Here is a 20,084-nt window from a genome sequence, read left to right on the forward strand (position 1 = left end):
GTCATTCCCGAAAAATAATCCTGGTGTCTCCCATGTGCCACGTGAAAACGTGGCACTTTTTTTATACAAAAAAACACCCAAACGTCGCCTAACACCTCCAACCACTGCCAATTTTAGCGTTTCCGGACATAAATTTAATGCGAACAAGCCATTTACCTTTTATCCTACTGTCAACTGTGTAAGGGAAGTTGAAAATGATCATCAAACCTAAAATTCGTGGATTTATCTGTACGACAACACACCCAGTGGGTTGTGAAGAGAATGTTCGTGAGCAAATTGCTTACACCAAGGCTCAAGGTCCAATTGCTAATGCACCAAAGCGTGTGTTGGTCGTTGGCTCATCAAGCGGCTACGGCTTGTCTTCGCGTATCGCGGCGGCATTCGGTGGTGGTGCGGCAACCATTGGTGTGTTCTTTGAAAAGCCAGGTACAGAGAGAAAGCCAGGTACTGCAGGTTGGTACAACTCTGCTGCCTTTGACAAGTTTGCAAAAGAAGAAGGCCTGTACGCGAAAAACTTCAATGGCGATGCGTTCTCGCATGAAGCCAAAGAGAAGGTCATTGAGCTGATTAAGCAAGACCTTGGTCAGATCGACATGGTGGTGTATTCATTGGCATCGCCTGTGCGTAAGCTGCCGGATACGGGTGAGGTGATCCGCTCTACCCTGAAGCCGATGGGTGAGACCTATACGGCAACAGCGGTTGATACCAACAAAGATGTCCTGATTGAAGCAAGCATCGAGCCGGCTACCGAGCAGGAAGTGCAAGATACTGTGACAGTGATGGGCGGTCAGGACTGGGAACTGTGGATCAATGCGCTGGCTGATGCAGGCGTTCTGGCTGACGGTTGCAAAACAGTTGCCTATAGCTACATCGGTACTGAAATCACATGGCCTATTTACTGGAATGGTGCACTTGGTAAGGCCAAGATGGATCTCGATCGTGCAGCTAAGGCGCTAGATGAGCGATTGGCCGCGACAGGTGGTAGTGCCAATGTTGCTGTACTCAAGAGCGTCGTTACCCAAGCAAGCTCTGCGATCCCGGTTATGCCGCTGTACATTGCGATGGTCTTCAAGAAAATGCGTGAAGAAGGCGTCCATGAAGGCTGTATGGAGCAGATTTACCGTATGTTTACCCAGCGCCTGTACAAGGCCGATGGTAGCGCTGCGGAAGTCGACAGCGAGAACCGCCTGCGTTTGGATGACTGGGAGTTGCGTGAAGATATCCAGAAGCACTGTCGTGAGCTATGGCCGAACGTGACCAACGAGAACCTGTTTGATGTTGCTGATTACCAGCAGTACAAAGACGAGTTCATGAAACTGTTCGGTTTCGGTATCGCTTCTATCGACTACGAAGCAGACGTAAACCCGGTTGCCGAGTTTGACGTTCAAGATATCTAATTAGCTCTAAGGCTAATAAATAAAAACCGCCGATTCCGGCGGTTTTTTTATGTCTGAATGTTGTGGTTAATGCTTCGGCAGGGTGATCACAAAGGCCGCCCCTTCGATACTGGCGTCCTCGACGTGAATGGTGCCGTTGTAGCTCATCACAATTTCATGGCAGACCGACAGGCCGATGCCCTGACCGGGGTTGAGCTGATCAGCGCGCACGCCACGCTGGAAAATAGCCTCCCGCATTGACTCGGGCACACCCGGGCCATCATCTTCGATGCGAATCACATAGTTGTTCCCTTGCTCAGTTGCATGGACGACGACCTGTTCGATACAGAAGCGGTAGGCATTTTCCAGCAGGTTGCCGAACAGTTCCATTAAATCGCTGCGGTTTACCGGAAGGGTTTGCGTGTCGCTAAAATCAAAGCGGAGTTTGACACTCTTTTCGCTGTATACCTTGGTGAGCAGGCGATCAAAGCTCTCCAGCAGGGGCTTGAGCTCGGTTTTGTCTTTCTGCAACCCTTGCTGGCCCATCATGGCCCGCTTGAGTTGGTACTGAACCAATTCGTCCATCTGGCTGATTTGTTCCATGATCCGCTGGTTGAGTTCATAGCGCGGGATCTCTGAATCATCAAGCAGGGCGTTGGTTGCTGCCAGCCGGGTTTTCAGGCTGTGGGCCAGATCATCCATCGCATGGCGGTAGCGGCCTTTTTGGGCATTGCTGATCTCGACCAGGCGGTTGAGTGCCAGCGTGACATCTTGCAATTCCATCGGATAGTTATCGTCGAGTTTGCTACGCCGGGCATCGGTCATTTCATCAAGCTGCGAAGCCAGTTTGCGCAGGGGCTGGAAGCTCCAGTGGAAGGCGGCAATCAAAAAAGCAATCGCAATAAGAACGAATAGGCCAAGGTAGAAGGTCGTACGCTGGTGGAGTTGGTTGAGCGATGAAACGTAAGAATCTCCCGAACGCAGCACAATTAGCTGGAAGGTGTTGCCGTTTTCACGCTCTTCCGACATGTTGTAGGCAATATAGCGTTCGCCGTTACTGGTTTCGACCAGTGTCGGAACAGGAATGCTGTCAGGCAGTTCGACGCAGACATTGCCGATGTTGGCTTCTTGTGCCTCGGCAGAAAGCCAGATTGTCTTGTCCGTTTTGTCACAGACCACCGACATATAGTCCGTATCGGAAGGGTCGATAGAATTAATCCATCGATCCATGTCTTTGATCAGGCCTGCTCGGTTGAGCTGGGCGACGACCATCGGCATCTGGGCGACCAGCTCGGAAGAGTAGGCTGCCATGTAGCTCTGCGAATAGAGTTGGTTGATCACCCCGGCAAGAGCCGAGGTGATCAGGACAATAATGGCTACCGAGGTGACCAATACACGTCGGCGCAGGCGGGGCTGGATAAGTGCTTTCATTACTGGGCTTGTAGCTCGAAGATGTAGCCCTGTCCTCGGATTGTCGAGATGGGGTTGTCTTGGCCGTTACTTGTGAATTTCTTGCGCAAGCGGCTGATCATCACTTCGATGGTGTTGGGATCCCCTTCTTGATCTTCGTATAGAACATCAAGCAGGCGCTGCTTGGAGACCACCTGGCGGCTATGGCGCATCAAGTATTCCAGTAGATCGTATTCAAAGGCCGTGAGTTCGAGTAGGTTTTCGCGGATAAAGACTTGTTTGGCGAGTAAATCGACCCGAATATTACCGGCTGTCATTTCCGGTTTGACGAAACCGGCACTGCGGCGCACCAGTGCACTGAGGCGTGCAACCATCTCTTCTTTCTGGAACGGTTTCACCAAATAGTCATCGGCGCCGGCTTCAAGGCCCGTTACTTTGTCCTGCCAGTTGGAACGAGCCGTGAGAATAAGGATTGGCAGACGTAGGCCTTTGTCTCGGATGTCTTTTATCAGGCTGATTCCGTCACGGTCAGGTAAGCCTATATCTACAATGGCGACATCGTTAGGGTAATCTTGTGCGAAGAACAGCCCTTCCTCGGCGGTGCCAGCGCACTGTACCTGATGGCCCATTTCGCCAAGCTGTGATTTGAGGTGATGGCTAAGAATAGGATCGTCTTCAACAATAAGAATGCGCATAGTTTTGATACCAATGTATTTTTCTTTCTTTCAATATACTGAACAGAAAGAAGACTGGCGAATGATAAAGGGGAAAATGTGCAATGAGTCAGCCTTTGGTTAATGGCATGCCCCAGTAAAATCCCAATACTATCAAGATGCCGTATTTTCGCAGAGACAAGCATCTCGAGGTAACTTGAGTATATGCAATAGGATAAATCAGGCGGTCTGAATATGTGCTGACTGAGCAGGAAAAGGCTTCCCCCGGCTTGCGGCCGGGGGAGGGGGGATCATTGGAGAATAACGTACAGCGTACCTGCAATGGTCAGCAGGACGTTGGCGATGGCATAGGTGCCAGCATAACCAAGGGCTGGGATAGTTGAGCGGGCATGCTCGTTGATCATATCCATAGCCGGGGCACAGGTTCGGGCACCGATAATGGCACCGAATAGCAGGGCGCGGTTCATATTCAGCACGTAGGCTCCGAACAGGTAAGCGAGAACGACAGGGATCACGCTCACCATCAGACTGACGGCAAAGACAGTCGGGCCTATGGTGCTCAGCGAGTTGAACATGTTCGAGCCCGCACTCAAGCCGATACCAACCATAAAGACCATCAGGCCAAGATCCTTGGTCATATTCAATGCACCCTGCGGTACGTAACCGAACGTTGGGTGGTTGGCGCGGAGGAAACCAAGGGTAATCCCCGCGACGAGCAAGCCTGCGGCACTACCTAGGCCGAAGGCTAGGTGACCGAATTTCATGGTGATGCTACCGACTAGCAGGCCGATGATAAAGAAGCAGCAGAATGCCAGCAAATCCGCAATTTGGCTGTGTACCGAGATGAAACCGATGCGCTCGGCAAGGCCATGCACCCGGCTCTTTTCACCGCTGACCTGAAGGATGTCCCCTTTGTTGAGCATAATGCTGTGGTCCATTGGCATTTCGATCTGAGCCCGGACAACACGGTTTAGGAAACAGCCGTATTCAGACAGGTTCAGCTCGGACAGACGTTTGCCAGCGATACTGTCGTTCTTGACCACGATTTCTTCTTCGATAATACGCAAATCAAGTAGATCGCGGTCGAATACCTCTTTACCGTTGCGGAAGCTAGGGTCCAAACGGGCATGGCTATCTGGGTAGCCGACAAGTGCAATCTCATCACCTTCTTGCAAAATGGCATCGCCATCAGGGTTGGCCAAGATACCGTTACGGCGGATTCGCTCAATGTAACAGCCTGTCTGGCGGTAGATGCCCAGTTCGCGTAGGTTACGGCCATCAATCCAGTTGATCAGCTCTGGCCCCACTCGGTAAGCACGGATAATCGGCAGGTATACTTTGCGCTGGGCACTTTCGCCGATACCGCGTTCACGGGCAATTTGCTGTGAGGATTCTGCCAGATTTTGCTTTTGAAGTTTCGGCATCAGCTTGGCCAGCATGATTACACTAACGAGGCCAATCAGGTAAGACATGGCGTAGCCGACACTCAGGCTGTCGATAATCGTGGCGATGGCCTGTGGTTCGGTGACATCTGTCAGGCCGCTTAGAAGGGCATCCTTGGCACCTACCAGTACTGGAGTTGCGGTTAGAGATCCGGCCATCAGTCCGGTTGCCAGCCCCAAGTCGAGGTTGAGGGATTGGCTCATAATCGCAGTAATGACCGTTGCCGAAACAACAACGACTAATGCCAACAGCAAATAGTGTTTGCCGTCGCGGAAAAAAATACCGAAGAAGTTAGGGCCTGCTTCAATGCCGACACAGAAAATAAACAGCATAAAGCCGATATTTAGTGCTTCTGCATCGAAGGTGAAGCCGGCATTGCCGAATAGCAGGGCGGTGATCAGGACTCCGATGGAGTTGCCGAGCTGCATGTTGGCAAAACGAATTTTACCGGCAAACAGGCCAACGGCTAAGACGACAAAAAGCAACAGAATATCATTCTGGTGGAGGAGGGCGGCGACGTCGATATTCACTACAAATTTTCCGCAGGAAAGGGTAAGAACTAGAGCAAGTAAGAATTGGGGCAAATTTTAGCTGATTTTGTGGAGAGAACCTACCGCAAAAAGTGCTTTTTTGAACGAAAAACAGATTAATTTATGCTGGTATTTCAGTTGGCCTATATTAAGAAAGGCTGACAAAGCAGCCTTTCTTGAAAATATGTAACTTATTTAAGAGATTACTGGAATAGACCCAGATTTTCTTTAGCGTAGGCTTCGAAGTCTGTGCAGCCGCCAATGTGCTCTTGATCGATAAAGATCTGAGGTACTGTCTCAACAGGCTTACCAACAGTCTGCTCAAGGTCAGCTTTGCTGATACCTTCAGCGTGGATATCCACATAACGGAAATTGAAATCTTCGCGCTCTTCTTTTAGCTTTTCTGCCAACTCTTTAGCACGGACACAGAATGGGCAACCAGGACGACCGAAAATAACTACAAACATGGATATCTCTCCTTATCTTTAATGCATTTACTATAACGCGCCATTACGCGATGACAAAGCGGGTTTTGCCTGTTGGTCTGATAGATAAAATCGATTGATAGCCTTAAGTAGGCATTTTGGGGCCCTATTTATACAAGGTGCAAGCTATCAGCATACAAGGTGTAAGTTCTCAGCATTCAGAAAAGGATGGCGTACGGGTTGTACTTGACTGCCTAGGTAGAGATGTTATCGCGGTGCTGGCTACTTAAAGAGGGAAGCATTAATGATAGGCGAATATTTGTGACAGTTCGCTAGTTATGAAACCAAGAATGGTATTCATTGGTGAAATCTTGCTCAGAATCAAAAACAGGAACAAGTAACTGGGCACACTCGTTAATAATTAAGGAATTTAGAGTTAGCGTGTAATGGAGTGCCTATGTTTCAGTTTATGACTGCATCGAGGATCATTTTCGGTGAAGGGGCGCTGGTCAATTCTCTTACCTCTCTTAACCAGTTTGGCTACAGTGTATTGCTGGTGACGGGAAGGGATAGCCAGCGCGCAGAGCCACTGATCCACTATTTTAAACAACAGGGAATGCGCTATCAGCAAGTGGCCGTGCATGGTGAACCGCTTATTGCCATGGTGGAGGAATTGGCTGCGATGGGGCGGAAATTTCGTCCCGACATGGTCCTAGCTATCGGCGGTGGTAGCGTGCTCGATACTGGCAAGGCGTTGGCTGCACTGATCCCCAATCAGGGAAGTGTGTATGACTATGTCGAAGTCGTTGGGCGCAATGTCCCACTTCAGGCCAAGCCTATCCCATTTATTGCCGTGCCGACAACCGCAGGGACAGGGGCGGAAGTCAGCAAGAATGCGGTGCTTCGTTCTGCTCAGGAAAATGTCAAAGTCAGCCTGCGCTCGCCGGATATGCTGCCGGACTTAGCCATTGTCGACCCAACGTTAACTTACGGCATGGATCCTGTGATGTCGGGCTGTTGCGGAATGGATGCTTTTACTCACCTGATGGAATCGTATGTCTGCGGTGATCCCAACCCTTTGACGGATATGGTTTGTGAGGAAGGGTTGCGTCGTTTGGCTGGGGCGATATTGCCCGCGTGCGAAGATGATGATCCCAGGGCGCGCGCCGACATGTCTTTCGCGGCGCTGTTGGGGGGAATGGCATTGGCCAACGCTAAGCTGGGGGCGGCCCACGGGCTTGCCTCGTCGCTGGGTGGCCGGCTGGATGCCCCTCATGGCCTGATTACCGCCCAGCTGGCCCCTTATGTTATGCAAGAGAATGTGCTGGCAGCCCGCGAGGCAGGACGGGGTGATGTATTAAATCGTTACCGTCAGTTGGCCTGCATACTCACCGGCCGGATGAATGCCGAGATTATAGACGGTGTGATGTGGACGAAACGGACCTTGAAGCGGTTGAATCTACCGTATGTGTCTGATTACGGCCTGTGCGAGGTATCATTTGATGCAGTTGCCGAAGATGCCCTGCTGTCGAATGCGATTAAAGGAAACCCGCTGCCTCTGAATAAATCCCGCCTGTTGAGTATCTTGCACCATATGTGCGATTGCCATGCAATTTCGACTGATTTGGATGCTTATCATGAGCAGCCCAGCCCGCAATAAATTCAGCAATAAACGAACAGAATAAGATCTTGAGCCCAATTTCGATTGGGCTCTTTTTTTATTAACACCGATGAGCTGTGTTAAAGTGACGCATCGAACTTTTTGAAAAATAATCAGTCAGATAGAATATGTTTTGCGGTTGGGGCCAATTAGGGCGACTGACTGTGGATAATTTGCGAGTTAGCGGCGGTTATCTATGCTGCCGAATTTTGAGAGTACACTATGACGAACACTGGGAAAGTAGTCAGCGTATTGTTGATGGCTGCTTTGCTTGGCGGTTGCAGTACACCTGAGGGAGGGAGCCTGAATACTTCAGGTGTCGATGCTGAAACTGCTGTAGGGCATACACAGGAAACCTACCGTTCTTGGCGCGACAAGGTTGTAAAAGCGGAACCATTGATGATTTACGCGCCCAACAAGTATGCCTCTATGATGGAGAGTTGGCAGCGTGCCGACGTGCTGTATAAGGATATGGTGGCCACGCCGGCCACGGCCCAAAAAAGTTACTCGCTATTTTCATCAGGGACTTATCTGGATCGTTTTTATGCCGAAATTGCGGTGATAGAAGCCAATTACAATGAGCTGGTTGGGTTGAAAGATGTCGCTGATGAGGTGTTGGAACCGGCTATTACGCAAATGGCCTACCTTAATAGCATTGATGCCAATGCCCATTACCGTAGTGAGTTTGTACGACTCAACCGATTCTATGCCAAGTTGTTTAGCCTCATCGAGAGCGGTGAGTTCAGCGAGGCGCGCGAGGATCAGCAAGAGTTTTTGGCTCGGGCCCATAGCTTGGAAGTCAGAGTGATAAAGCGGATTTATATTGCGCCGGAAGAAGAGGCGCTGCGCCAATTGTGGCGGGATGATGTCCGTTATTATGCGCCATTGAGTTTTGCCCGTGTCGAGCAGGAAATCGATACGGCCAAAGCCCTGATTGATAAATCACCAAGAGCATTCGATGCCATTAACCAGTCAGTGTCAGCCATCAAGTTCGAACTGGCGCATGCTGAGAATACTGCCAATGAAGTCAAAGCGTTGCGTGAGCTTAATCGCGATGAGTATGAAGGCTATATATTGGGTATTGAAGACAAGCTGTTGGCGATCTCTTCGGCGGCTAACGGCAGTGATTTACGTGACTTGCCATTGTCGGAACAAGTTCGCCTGATCGAAGCGGGAATTGTGAAGATCCGCCAACGGGAGGGAGAGCATCCGTTACCCAAGCGCGATGAGCTAAATAGCGATCAATTAGTGAAACTTCAGTTGATACTTCAGCAACAAAATACTGAAATTATGCAGCTTAAGCAGCAGCTGAATCGGCTAAATGGCACTATCCCAGAGGAGCAACCCGCGCCGAGCGAGCCTACATTGCAAACGAAAGCGACCGCGAGTCTTGCTCATTAAGGTGATGTGATTTAGTGGTTAGCATGTAGAAACTCTGGATACTTATAAAAAAAGCAGCCAAAAGGCTGCTTTTTTTATAAGTTGTGAAATATTGTGGTGCTTGTAAATTCTTATTGTCAATTAAACTTCTGTTTTTATTGTTTATTTTGTTTTTTTGTACGCGTGATGTTTTTTGTTCCGAAACAGTTTCTAACAACTTGTAAGGCTTTATAGGAATAAACTGCTTTACAAAAAGGCAGGTAAAACAACTTATTTTTGATTTTGGCTAACTTTTGCGCGTCTTTTGGCTTGATTTGCCTCTCGACGTCCTTTAGAATTCGCCGCGCATTCGATGAGTGCACCCATTTTTTAATAATTGTAAACTTTTTTGAATTACTCCTTTGAGGAATCCATGTCAACGAAACTAGCTAACCCAGCGCCACTTGGCCTAATGGGCTTTGGTATGACTACCATCCTTCTAAATATCCACAATGCGGGCTTCTTCCCTATTGATTCGATGATCCTTGCTATGGGTATTTTCTACGGTGGCCTGAGCCAGGTAATCGTGGGCATGATGTGCTTCAAGCGTGGTGACACTTTCGGTACTACAGCATTTACTTCTTACGGTCTGTTCTGGTTGACTCTTGTTGGTCTGATCGTAATGCCATACATGGGTCTGCCAGCAAGCCCTGCTAGCTTCATGGGTTGGTACCTACTACTATGGGGTATCTTCACTGGCTTCATGTTCATCGGTTCACTATGCTACCCACGTGCTAAGCAGTTCGTATTTGGCTCTCTGACTGTTCTATTCTTCTTGCTGGCTGCTCGTGATTTCACTGGTAGCGCGCTAATCGGCACTATCGCTGGTTTTGAAGGCATTATCTGTGGCGCAAGCGCAATCTACTTCGCAATGGCTCAGGTACTGAACAACGAGTACGGTCGTACTATCCTGCCAGTTGGCGAGCTGAAAAAAGACAAAGCACTTAAAGCGGCTGCTTAATCGCCCCCGTTTATAGCGTTTCGAAAACCCGCCCATGTGGCGGGTTTTTTTATGTCTGAAAATCGCGGCTTTATCCTGTGGATGGGGATCCGGAAGATAACTAATCATCTAATGAATCGGATTAGTATAAGCTTAATGCCATGAGTGGTTGTGACTCCAGTTAGAGGGGGGATGGGCTTATGGCACAGCGATATGCGGCATTGATGGGGGCATTGGTTGCTGATGCGGCCAGTATGGGAACACACTGGATATACTCACCAGAGAGAATCGCGGCACTTCAGGAGCGGCCGCATTTTCCTTTTATTGAACCCGACGCCGAAAACTATCAAGGCGTTGAAGGCTACTATGCCCACAGTCAGCTAACCGCCGGTGAGCTAACAATTTATGGGGAATGGCTAGCCCTGTATATCCGGTTGCTCAGTCAGCCCGGGTTGGGTACGCGAGAAATCCAGCAGGCGGTGCTGGATTATTTTGGCCCCGGCGGGGAGTTTATCGGTTATGTCGACAGTCCTACCAAGGCGCTGCTGCTGACCTTGTTTTCTCTGCCTCCCGAAGACTGGCCTGATGATTCGGGCTGCGATGATGACCAAAACCCGGCGTTGTGTGCGATACCAGCGCTGGTATCGCTGAAGATGCCGTCTGAGCAGTTAGAGCGGGAGATCATGCGAATCGTAGGGATCACCCACCAGAATGAGACGGCATTGCAGTGCGCCTCGGCCTTTGCCAGTTCGCTGAACGAGGCATTGCGTTCTAGGCGCATGGAGCCCGTGCTCAACATCTTGAAGATTAAATCTCCGCCTCTGATTCAGGAGCGTATTGAGCAGGTGAGGGTGCTTAGCGGTGATGTTAATGACTTTTCCCATGTGCTGAGTATCGTGAACAGTGCCTGCCACCTTGGTGACAGCATTCCGTTGGCTGCATGGATTTTGCAAAATAGCGACAGCTATACCGAGGCGGTGATCAAGAATATCCTAATCGGCGGTGACAGTTGCGGCCGAGGGATTATCGTCGGCGCATTGGCCGGAGCCTGCTACGGTTTTGGGGATCAAAAGGGGATTCCGATTTCCTGGCTGACGACCTTGCAGTGTGGGGAGGCGATGGCTGAGGATATCGAGCAGTTGCTTCACCATGCCAGCGGGGCATTTTAGCGGTTGTCTCGGGAAGACGCCCATTAAAAAAGCCACCCGAGGGTGGCTTTTATTATTCGAACTTGGCGATTAGCAAAGTACTTTGATTGCCAGGCCGCCCTGAGACGTTTCGCGGTATTTCGCGTTCATGTCTTTACCAGTTTCCAGCATGGTTTCGATAACTTTGTCTAGTGATACGCGTGGCTCAGAAGAGCGACGTAGCGCCATGCGAGAGGCGTTGATTGCTTTAACAGCAGCAATACCGTTACGCTCGATACATGGAACCTGTACCTGACCGGCAACTGGGTCACAAGTAAGGCCTAGGTTGTGCTCCATCGCGATTTCCGCAGCCATACATACCTGCTCAGGGCTACCGCCCATTAGCTCAGCAAGGCCAGCAGCAGCCATAGAACATGCCACACCTACTTCACCCTGACAGCCAACTTCAGCACCAGAGATAGATGCGTTACGCTTGTAAAGGCCACCGATAGCACCAGATGCCGCAAAGTAACGAGTGTACTCTTTAGGGCCAACTGGCTGGATGAACTTGTCGTAGTACGCAAGTACCGCAGGGATGATACCGCAAGCACCGTTGGTAGGCGCAGTAACAACACGGCCACCCGCTGCGTTTTCTTCGTTAACGGCGAAAGCGTACATGTTAACCCAGTCAACCACGGTCATTGGGTCGTTGCTTAGCTTCTCGTTAGTCATCAGCTGCTGGCGCAGTGCTGCTGCACGGCGAGGCACGCGTAGAGGCCCAGGCAGGATACCTTCTTCGCTCATACCACGCTCCATACACTCGCGCATAGTGCGCCAGATGTTAGCGAAGTAAGTGCTGATGTCGTCTTCGGCATTCATCGCACGCTCGTTAGACATAACAAGTGAGCTGATAGACAGGCCGTTTTCTTTACACTGGTTCACTAGCTCTTCGGCTGTCTTGAACATGTAAGGAACTTTAACGGATGATTCTGCTGATTTACCGAAGTTCTCTTCGTCGACGATGAAACCGCCACCGATAGAGTAGTAAGTCTTGGTGTAGGCTTCTTCCTCGCCGATCCAGGCGTGGATAGTCATACCATTCTCGTGAAGAGGAAGGTTTGTTGTATGGAAGTTCATACCGCCTTCACGAGGGAAGTCAACAGTGTGGCAGTGCATGCCCACTGGTAGACGCTCAGTTTCTTCAACGCGTGCGATGAAGCCTGGGATAGCGTCGATGTCTACATGCTCAGGGCTGTTGCCCGCAAGACCCATAATGATAGCGATATCAGTGTGGTGACCCTTACCGGTTAGAGAAAGTGAACCGTAAACATCCACGGTAATTTTAGTCACGTCACGAAGTTTACCCATGCTGCGCAGGTCATCGATAAATTCTTTACCTGCTTTCATTGGGCCAACAGTGTGCGAACTGGAAGGACCCACACCAATTTTATAGATATCAAAAACACTGATCATTGCAAATACCTCAGCCACGGGAAACAATCTTGTTTCCAAACTAGACTGTATAGATTTTTCATTCTCGCCCCTTCCTTGGCGAGATAATCAAAACAAAAGAGCAGGGGCTTTTGCGTCCTGCTCTTTAGTGTGTCTATTGTACGTGATTTGCCTGAGAAGACTATGCGTTCTAGCACATTTTCTTACAGATTTTAGTCATCACGGAGCAATATCATGGCCTAGCTGTTCTTTGGCTTACAGTGCACCGTAAATCACAGATGTGATTGCCGCGATACCACACAGAGCGGTGAAGATCTGAGCTGGTGTCGAAGTCTTGTACTTAGCCATTGCAGGAACTTTCTGCATCGCGAAGATTGGCATTAGGAACAGGATAGCGGCAATCATTGGCGCACCCATTGTTTCAATCATGCCCAGGATGCTTGGGTTGATTACGGTAACGATCCAAGTTGTGATTACGATGAAGACTAGAGAGATTTTCTCAATCTTGCTAACTGGCATTTCAGAGCGAGACTTCATTAGGCCAACTAGACCTTCGTGAGCACCTAGGAAGTGACCGAAGTAGCTTGAAGTGATGGCTGCGAAAGCAACTAGTGGACCAAGCAGAGAAATCATTGGAGATTCGTGAACGTTCGCTAGGTAAGACAGAACACTGATGTTTTCTGCTTGTGCTTGTGCTAGTTGTTCTGGAGACATAGACAGTACAACAGAGAACACGAAGAACATTACGAAGCCCATCAGCATCATTGCTGCGCCGCCAGTGATCATGTCAGTTTTCTTAACTGCGTCGTCACCGAACTGCATGCGCTGCTCTTTAGAGAACTGAGAGATGATTGGGCTGTGGTTGAATGAGAACACGATGATTGGAATTGCCAGCCATACTACTGAAGGCATAGAAGCCCAATCAGGAGATACTGACATCATTGATGTGTTCCAGTCAGGGATTAGGTATACAGAAAGAGCAAGCAGGATGAATACCAGAGGGTAAACCATCGCTGAAGTTGCTTTAAGCATTAGCTCTTTGCCAAGTACAACACCCGCAGTCATGGCTAGGATCAAGCCACCGGATAGCAGCCAGCGAGGAATTGATTCCATGCCTAGCTGGTTAACCATGAACGAGTCAACCGTGTTAGTGATACCAACACCGTAGATTAGAACGATAGGGTAGATGGCGAAGAAGTAGGCAAAAGTAATGATGTTTGCGCCAGTCTTACCAAAGTGCTCTTCAACAGTATCAGTGATATCTGCTTCAGGGTTTTTAGCTGAAAGTACGAAACGAGCAAGGCTCTTGTGAGCGAACCAAGTCATAGGCAGGGCGATAAGCGCCAGAACGACTAGAGGCCAGAAACCGCCAGCACCTGCTTTGATTGGAAGGAATAGAACACCGGCGCCTACCGCTGTACCAAATAGCGACAGTGCCCAAGTAACGTCTTTATACGTCCATCCTGCTTTTACAGCGCTAGTGGCTGTTGTGCTTGTAGATGTTTGCATGATTATCTATCCAAAGTTGTTTACGGAACGGAAATTAAGGAACGGCGCGCATTTTCGTGATTTATTGCGGGAAAACCATGATCAAGATCTCGTTATGTAACACGGATGTATTGCAATACAAACCAGTGTGATCAAGATCACGCATTAATGGCGGGTAATATTAGGGGAAATAACGTGCTAGATTAGTTTTTCTCATGCCAGAGTTGTTTTGATAACACTTTTAACATTTGTGCAGTCGCCCCCCAAATTGCGTATTTGCCGAATGAAACTGAATATATATGGTGTTTTTGACCTTTAATCGAAATAGGAAGGGTTGCCATATTCATCGGGTTAAGCACAAAGCTGGCAGGAGCCTCGAACAGTTCATCAACCTCATTGGGATCAAGGTAGGGCGTGTATTGAGCGGGAATAACGGAGAGATAGGGGGTTACGATGTAGCCACTAATTGTGGCAAGCGAAGGAAGTTGGCCGACAATATTGCTGCGATTGCATAAAATACCTGTTTCCTCATGCGTTTCGCGAATTGCCGTATCGATCAAATCACCGTCTTCTACCTCATAGCGCCCGCCCGGAAAAGAAACTTGCCCAGGGTGATGCTTTAAGTGTTTGGCTCGGCGGGTGAAAATGATGTGTATCCCGTCATCGCGTATAACGAGGGGAATAAGAACCGCCGCCGGTTTCAAGGCTTTGCCGGGAATAAGGTGTTGCTCGATTCTCTGGGTATGACTGGTGTCGTACGTCGCTGGTGAAGACAGAATAAAGCGGCTTATCAAGTGTTGCGATACTGGCATAGTCCATCCATGACTGAGATAACATCAAATAAGTATAGCTGACCCAGTATATTACCTTAGGGTATAAAAATGTCTCGTTTTGATGTTTAACATGCTTGTTTACTGAATTTGTTGGTAGGTGGTTGATTTTCAACCTACCAATTGCCCTCATCGGCTGTGATGAGGGCGTGAATAAAAGGGATTCAGTGAGATAATACGGGCAAGATTCGGCTTAGTTTGTCCAACGTTTCTTGGTATTCACTATCGACTTGACTGTCGGCCACTAGACCACCACCGGCCCACGCGTGAATTTGACCGTTGTGGCAGACCAGTGTGCGAATCGTGATACTGGTATCCATTTTCTGGCAGCGACTGATGTAGCCGATACTACCGCAGTATATGCTGCGTCGGTTTGGTTCCAGCTCCTCGATGATTTCCATCGCCCGGATTTTCGGTGCGCCGGTAATCGACCCGCCGGGGAAGCAAGCTCGCAGGAGATCACAGGCACTGTACTGGTCATCGAGATCACCGGTTACGGTACTGACGAGGTGGTGAACGGCCGGGAAGCTCTCAACATCGAACAGTTTTGGTACCCTGACAGTGCCCGGCTTTGCAACGCGTCCTATATCGTTGCGGAGCAAGTCGACGATCATCAGGTTTTCGGCACGATCCTTTTCTGTATTCCGTAACTCCTCGGCCAACAGGGCATCTTCAGCTTTATCAGTGGCGCGGGGACGGGTGCCTTTGATGGGCTTAGTTTCAATCCGGCGTCCATCAAGCTGAAGAAAGCGCTCAGGTGAAACCGAGACAATGGCGGTATCGTCGGTGCGCATGAATGCCGAAAATGGCGCGCCATTGCCTTTTTCGAGCTGCAAATAGCCTTGCCATTCACAGCCGGTGTAATTGGCACTGAAACGTTGTGCCAAGTTAATTTGGTAGCAGTCGCCAGCCAGAATGTATTCCTGCACCTGCTTGAACTTTTCGCCGTACTGCGTTCTGTCCATATTGGCTTGCCAGTGCGATGTTAGGGCAAAGCTATCAGATTGTTGAAATTGACGTGCTTCAGAGGATTGAGATTCATAGGCCGCACGGCGTTCTGATAACCACTGTTTTCGGTCGCTACCCACAGGGCTGATCAGGTAGAGTTTCTCGGTGTGGTGATCGGCAATCAGGGCCCAGTCATAAATCCCGATAGCCATGTCAGCAATGGGAATGTCGTGATGGGCTAGAGACGGTATTTTTTCTATTCGTCGGCCGAGATCGTAACCGAAGTAACCAAGAGCGCCACCACAAAAAGGCACATTCTCAAGGGGCTCGATCACTGGTAGCAAGGAGGATTGCAGCGACTCGAGTAGGGCGAACGGATCGTCATCGCTGTATTTTTCGTCGCCATTTGAAAAAATAATACGGGTTGTTTCACCATGTGTCTGTAAAGTGGCTAAAGGATCGGCAACCAAAATATCGAAGCGATTATCAGGGTGATCCGAAGCCGCCGAGCGTAATATCATTGCCCACGGCTGGCCCGCAAAAGGTTCAAACCACGCACAAGCTTCATCTTTGTGGTAGTCGAATTGGTCAATATTCAAAGCTGTATGCGTTTTACAAATCATTTTCTATTTTGTGACAGGTGTACGTTTGGCGCATAGCGCGAAATTAATGGCAAGAGTATCATAAACCCAGTTTTTATTACGACGCCCAAGGACGATCCCTCGCTATTCTTTTTAATTTTCGATGAGTTAAATAGCTTGGGAGCACCGCCATGTGGAACGTGGCAGCGTGGCTCATCTCATTCAGACCCTACATTATGGGTGACGATGTGGCACACCCCCCTACATTGGAAGCAATAAATCGGGCGCCAAGGAATGATAATAATCAACGAGGGCATTTATGACCGTCATCCGCAAAGAAGATGTGATTAGTAGTGTGGCCGATGCGCTGCAGTATATCTCTTACTACCACCCGCTGGACTTTGTGAAAGCATTGGAACAGGCATATAACAGAGAACAGAATCAGGCTGCGAAGGATGCAATTGCGCAGATCCTGATTAACTCACGCATGTCAGCCGAAGGTCGCCGTCCTATCTGCCAAGATACCGGTATCGTGACCTGTTTCGTTAAAATCGGGATGAATGTTCAGTGGGATAGTGATCTGACTGTTCAGCAAATGATCGATGAAGGCGTTCGCCGTGCTTACACCAACCCGGATAATCCGCTACGGGCCTCTGTCGTAGCCGATCCTGCCGGGAGTCGCAAGAATACCCGTGATAATGCGCCTGCAGTCGTACATATTGATATGGTGCCGGGCGATAAGGTGGAGTTCCAGATTGCAGCTAAAGGCGGCGGTTCGGAAAATAAGACCAAGATGGTGATGCTTAACCCGTCTGATGATATTGCTGAGTGGGTTGAAAAGACAGTTCCTCTGATGGGGGCTGGCTGGTGCCCACCGGGTATGCTGGGTATCGGTATTGGCGGTACCGCTGAGAAAGCAGCGGTGATGGCGAAAGAAGCCTTGATGGAGTCCATTGATATTCAAGAGCTGCAAGCACGCGGTGCCGAAACTGCCGAGGAAAAATTGCGTCTTGATATCTACAACCGCGTAAACAAGCTGGGCATTGGCGCACAGGGTCTGGGTGGCCTGACAACGGTTCTTGATGTGAAAATTAAGACGGCACCAACCCACGCTGCGTCAAAACCTGTTTGTATGATCCCGAACTGTGCGGCAACCCGCCATGTTCATTTCTCACTGGATGGCAATGGCCCTGCGGAGCTTGCTACGCCGAAGCTGGAAGACTGGCTGGAAGTGACTTGGGAAGTGGGCGAGAATGTTCGCCGTGTGAATGTGGACGAAGTGACTAAAGCTGACGTACAGCAATGGCGCTCTGGTGAGACCTTGTTGCTGTCAGGCAAGATCCTTACGGGTCGTGATGCTGCCCATAAGCGTATTCAGGATATGCTGGCGCGTGGTGAAGACTTCCCAGTTGATTTCAAGAATCGCTTTATTTACTACGTTGGCCCTGTTGATGCGGTAGGTGATGAAGTTGTAGGCCCTGCAGGCCCGACAACCTCAACTCGGATGGATAAGTTCACCGATATGATGCTGGAGCAGGCAGGCCTGACCGGTATGATCGGTAAGGCGGAGCGTGGTCCTGCTGCGATTGAGTCAATCAAGAAGCACAAGGCTGTTTACCTAATGGCTGTTGGCGGTGCTGCATATTTGGTGGCAAAAGCCATCAAACAAGCGAAAGTGGTGGCATTTGAAGATCTGGGCATGGAAGCGATTTATGAATTTGAAGTCGAAGATATGCCAGTGACGGTGGCGGTAGATGCCGAGGGTGTCAATGCCCACCAAACAGGTCCAGACATCTGGAAAGTCAAAATTGCTGAACTTGAAGGCTAAGGGATACCTAAAGCCAATCGAAAAGGAGCCGTAGGGCTCCTTTTTTATTTCCTTGCAACGATAAAATAGCCCCAAACGGTGTGTTTAATTTATTATGCCGAAAATGAGGCGTGATGTTTTTTTCTCTTCTTATCATCCATGGAAGAAATATTTTCTATATGAAGATAAGGATAAGTTGTTTGAATTAAAATAGTCAGTTTTTTAGAATAGCGCTCACATCAAGATAAAAAGAATGAGTTAAATGGAAAAAGTTTATTTGGAATTATCGGAAGATAATGGTTCTTCGCACAAGTTTTATGAAGTGATTGTTGATGGCAATGAGTTGACAGTCCGTTACGGTCGAATTGGTACTGACGGATCGAAAACGTCAAAAGTCTTTCAAACATTAGAAGCGGCTCAAAAAGAAGCAATCAAAAAAGTTAATTCGAAAAAGAAGAAAGGCTATGAAGATGCGATCATGGGCGTACGCCAAAAGCGGACAATAACGCGCCGCTTGACGGTATCAACGACATCGACAGCGAAGAAATCACCGGTACTTTGGAAGTTTAACTCAGGATCGGGTGCATTCGGTATTTTTGTTGACAATCAATATTGCTGGATCGGTAACCAAGACGGCCGAGTGTTTAAATTAACGCATTCAGGTGAAGTGGTCGATCAATTCCAGTTGCCAGATGGTGTCAAATGTATTATCGGTGACCAAGGATGGATCTATGTGGGTTGTGATGACGGCAATGTTTACGATTTGACGGGTAAAGTTCCTCGTTTGGCCTATGCAATCAACGAAAATGTCGATATTTATTGGTTAGATATCAATGACGGCTTGCTGGCGGTATCTGATGCCGATGGTCAAGTCACGAGCATCAACTACGAAGACGAAGAGCAGTGGTCTCGTTCGAGTAAAGGGTCGGCAGGCTGGATGGTACGCGTTGATGAAGACAGCCGTATCTATCATGGTCACTCAGGCGGTGTTGCGTGTTATAACGGGATTGACGGACAGGAAATCTGGCGTCAAAAAACGCAGGGCTCAGTATTATTTGGCTGGCACATGAATGACACTGCACTGGCGGGTACGGGCCAGGGTAATTTGGAGTTGTTTGATCGTGATGGATGCAGACAGTTGCTGATGAAGGCCGACGATAGCATCTATTCTTGCGCGTCATCAGAGAACAACCGTTATTTCTTTGCCGGTGATAGTTCATCATCCATTTATTGTTATGATGATGAAGGAACGCGTTTATGGAAGCTGGCGACAACGTGTGGTTCTGCACTATCCATGCAGTATCATAATGAGAAGTTATATATTGTGACAACATCAGGTTATCTAACCTGTATTGACGCGAGTGAGGTTGCAATTAACCTTGCTAAAGAAGGTACGGTTCCTGATGTAAAATCAATCGCAGCACCTAAAAAAGTGGCTATTGTTGCGAGTGATACCGTAGAAACGGTAGAGAGTATTAGCATTCAAGGAACGAAATTAAAATGCATAAAAGTAGATGGTAAATTACGGGTTAGGGTTATCTCGTCAGGTTACCATTATGATTGGAATGTTCAATTCCCGAAAAATATGCGTATTGAGAATGCTGAATTTTTGGTTGATGAAATACGAGAAGTGTCTGCCGGTGGCTTCTACCGTGTGTTCGGTAACATTTATCGTCTGAATTAATATTTTTATCAGATATTAGCTTCATATATAAAAACGGTTCAGTATTATATTTATCAGTGATAGGTATTGACTGAGCCGTTAAATAAAATCTTTCCTTCTCTTTCTTCTTTCTTCTTTCTTCTTTCTTCTTTCTTCTTTCTTCTTTCTTCTTTCTTTCTTTGTCCTATCTATATCTCGATTTTGCAATAAAAGTGCCATTTTGTTGTTTTTTGTGTTGCGTATTGTAAACATGTTGTTGTCGTTGAACTATATTATATCCAAGCTACGGTGGTTATAAGTCGATGAAAAAT

Annotated in this window: 16 protein-coding genes; 7 read left to right on the forward strand and 9 right to left on the reverse strand. The window is 48.6% G+C overall.

Annotated features, from left to right (window positions below; genetic code table 11):
* Positions 1-194 precede the first annotated feature (194 nt).
* On the forward strand, positions 195-1,397 hold the full coding sequence (gene fabV / locus ACSF8X_RS07665; RefSeq protein WP_500851068.1) for an enoyl-ACP reductase FabV: 1,203 nt from the start codon (positions 195-197) through the stop codon (positions 1,395-1,397).
* 66 nt (positions 1,398-1,463) lie between these two features.
* Here fabV and ACSF8X_RS07670 read toward each other — a convergent pair whose 3' ends face one another.
* The 4 genes from ACSF8X_RS07670 to ACSF8X_RS07685 all read right to left on the reverse strand — a co-directional run bounded on the left by ACSF8X_RS07670 (position 1,464) and on the right by ACSF8X_RS07685 (position 5,900).
* The gene (locus ACSF8X_RS07670; RefSeq protein ID WP_047879417.1) at positions 1,464-2,807 is read right to left on the reverse strand and encodes an ATP-binding protein; all 1,344 of its coding nucleotides are present in this window, start codon (positions 2,805-2,807) and stop codon (positions 1,464-1,466) included.
* Positions 2,807-3,481, reverse strand: coding sequence for a response regulator (locus ACSF8X_RS07675; RefSeq protein WP_047879418.1), 675 nt, complete (start codon positions 3,479-3,481; stop codon positions 2,807-2,809). The genes ACSF8X_RS07670 and ACSF8X_RS07675 overlap by 1 nt, the downstream gene beginning before the upstream one ends.
* Positions 3,482-3,750: 269 nt before the next feature.
* Positions 3,751-5,433, reverse strand: a complete 1,683-nt coding sequence (locus ACSF8X_RS07680) for an aspartate:alanine antiporter (protein WP_047879419.1) — start codon at positions 5,431-5,433, stop codon at positions 3,751-3,753.
* Between the two features lie 203 nt (positions 5,434-5,636).
* The gene (locus tag ACSF8X_RS07685) at positions 5,637-5,900 is read right to left on the reverse strand and encodes a GrxA family glutaredoxin (protein ID WP_047879420.1); all 264 of its coding nucleotides are present in this window, start codon (positions 5,898-5,900) and stop codon (positions 5,637-5,639) included.
* A 415-nt stretch (positions 5,901-6,315) separates the two neighbouring features.
* On the opposite strand from ACSF8X_RS07685, the gene ACSF8X_RS07690 reads away from it, so the two are divergent.
* The 4 genes from ACSF8X_RS07690 (at position 6,316) to ACSF8X_RS07705 (ending at position 11,046) form a co-directional block, all read left to right on the forward strand.
* On the forward strand, positions 6,316-7,518 hold the full coding sequence (locus tag ACSF8X_RS07690) for an iron-containing alcohol dehydrogenase (RefSeq protein ID WP_047879421.1): 1,203 nt from the start codon (positions 6,316-6,318) through the stop codon (positions 7,516-7,518).
* Between the two features lie 222 nt (positions 7,519-7,740).
* Complete coding sequence (locus tag ACSF8X_RS07695) at positions 7,741-8,919, forward strand: hypothetical protein (protein WP_500851069.1); 1,179 nt, start codon at positions 7,741-7,743, stop codon at positions 8,917-8,919.
* Positions 8,920-9,310: 391 nt separating this feature from the next.
* On the forward strand, positions 9,311-9,898 hold the full coding sequence (locus tag ACSF8X_RS07700; RefSeq protein ID WP_047879424.1) for an acetate uptake transporter: 588 nt from the start codon (positions 9,311-9,313) through the stop codon (positions 9,896-9,898).
* A gap of 179 nt (positions 9,899-10,077) precedes the next feature.
* Complete coding sequence (locus tag ACSF8X_RS07705) at positions 10,078-11,046, forward strand: ADP-ribosylglycohydrolase family protein (RefSeq protein ID WP_500851070.1); 969 nt, start codon at positions 10,078-10,080, stop codon at positions 11,044-11,046.
* Positions 11,047-11,115: 69 nt separating this feature from the next.
* Here the strand turns inward: ACSF8X_RS07705 and ACSF8X_RS07710 are convergent, their stop codons facing one another.
* From ACSF8X_RS07710 to pabB, 4 genes are all read right to left on the reverse strand, one after another.
* Positions 11,116-12,477 (reverse strand): L-serine ammonia-lyase, encoded by a 1,362-nt coding sequence (locus ACSF8X_RS07710; protein ID WP_047879522.1) that lies wholly within the window; start codon positions 12,475-12,477, stop codon positions 11,116-11,118.
* Between the two features lie 234 nt (positions 12,478-12,711).
* Entirely contained in the window at positions 12,712-13,965 is a 1,254-nt protein-coding gene (locus ACSF8X_RS07715; protein WP_500851071.1) for an aromatic amino acid transport family protein, read from the reverse strand.
* A 182-nt stretch (positions 13,966-14,147) separates the two neighbouring features.
* Positions 14,148-14,756 carry a CoA pyrophosphatase gene (locus ACSF8X_RS07720; RefSeq protein WP_500851073.1) on the reverse strand — a complete coding sequence of 203 codons (609 nt, stop codon included), beginning with the start codon at positions 14,754-14,756 and terminating at the stop codon, positions 14,148-14,150.
* A 182-nt stretch (positions 14,757-14,938) separates the two neighbouring features.
* A complete protein-coding gene (gene pabB, locus ACSF8X_RS07725) occupies positions 14,939-16,345 on the reverse strand; it encodes an aminodeoxychorismate synthase component I (RefSeq protein ID WP_500851074.1) in 1,407 nt (468 codons plus the stop codon).
* Positions 16,346-16,622: 277 nt separating this feature from the next.
* Between pabB and ACSF8X_RS07730 the strand changes: the two genes are divergently transcribed.
* Both ACSF8X_RS07730 and ACSF8X_RS07735 read left to right on the forward strand, forming a co-directional pair.
* Positions 16,623-18,131, forward strand: a complete 1,509-nt coding sequence (locus tag ACSF8X_RS07730) for a fumarate hydratase (RefSeq protein ID WP_500851075.1) — start codon at positions 16,623-16,625, stop codon at positions 18,129-18,131.
* Between the two features lie 241 nt (positions 18,132-18,372).
* Positions 18,373-19,794 carry a WGR domain-containing protein gene (locus tag ACSF8X_RS07735; RefSeq protein WP_500851076.1) on the forward strand — a complete coding sequence of 474 codons (1,422 nt, stop codon included), beginning with the start codon at positions 18,373-18,375 and terminating at the stop codon, positions 19,792-19,794.
* Between the two features lie 78 nt (positions 19,795-19,872).
* Here the strand turns inward: ACSF8X_RS07735 and ACSF8X_RS07740 are convergent, their stop codons facing one another.
* Positions 19,873-20,025 carry a hypothetical protein gene (locus ACSF8X_RS07740; RefSeq protein WP_500851077.1) on the reverse strand — a complete coding sequence of 51 codons (153 nt, stop codon included), beginning with the start codon at positions 20,023-20,025 and terminating at the stop codon, positions 19,873-19,875.
* Between the last annotated feature and the right edge of the window lie 59 nt (positions 20,026-20,084).

The organism is Photobacterium panuliri (assembly GCF_059920555.1).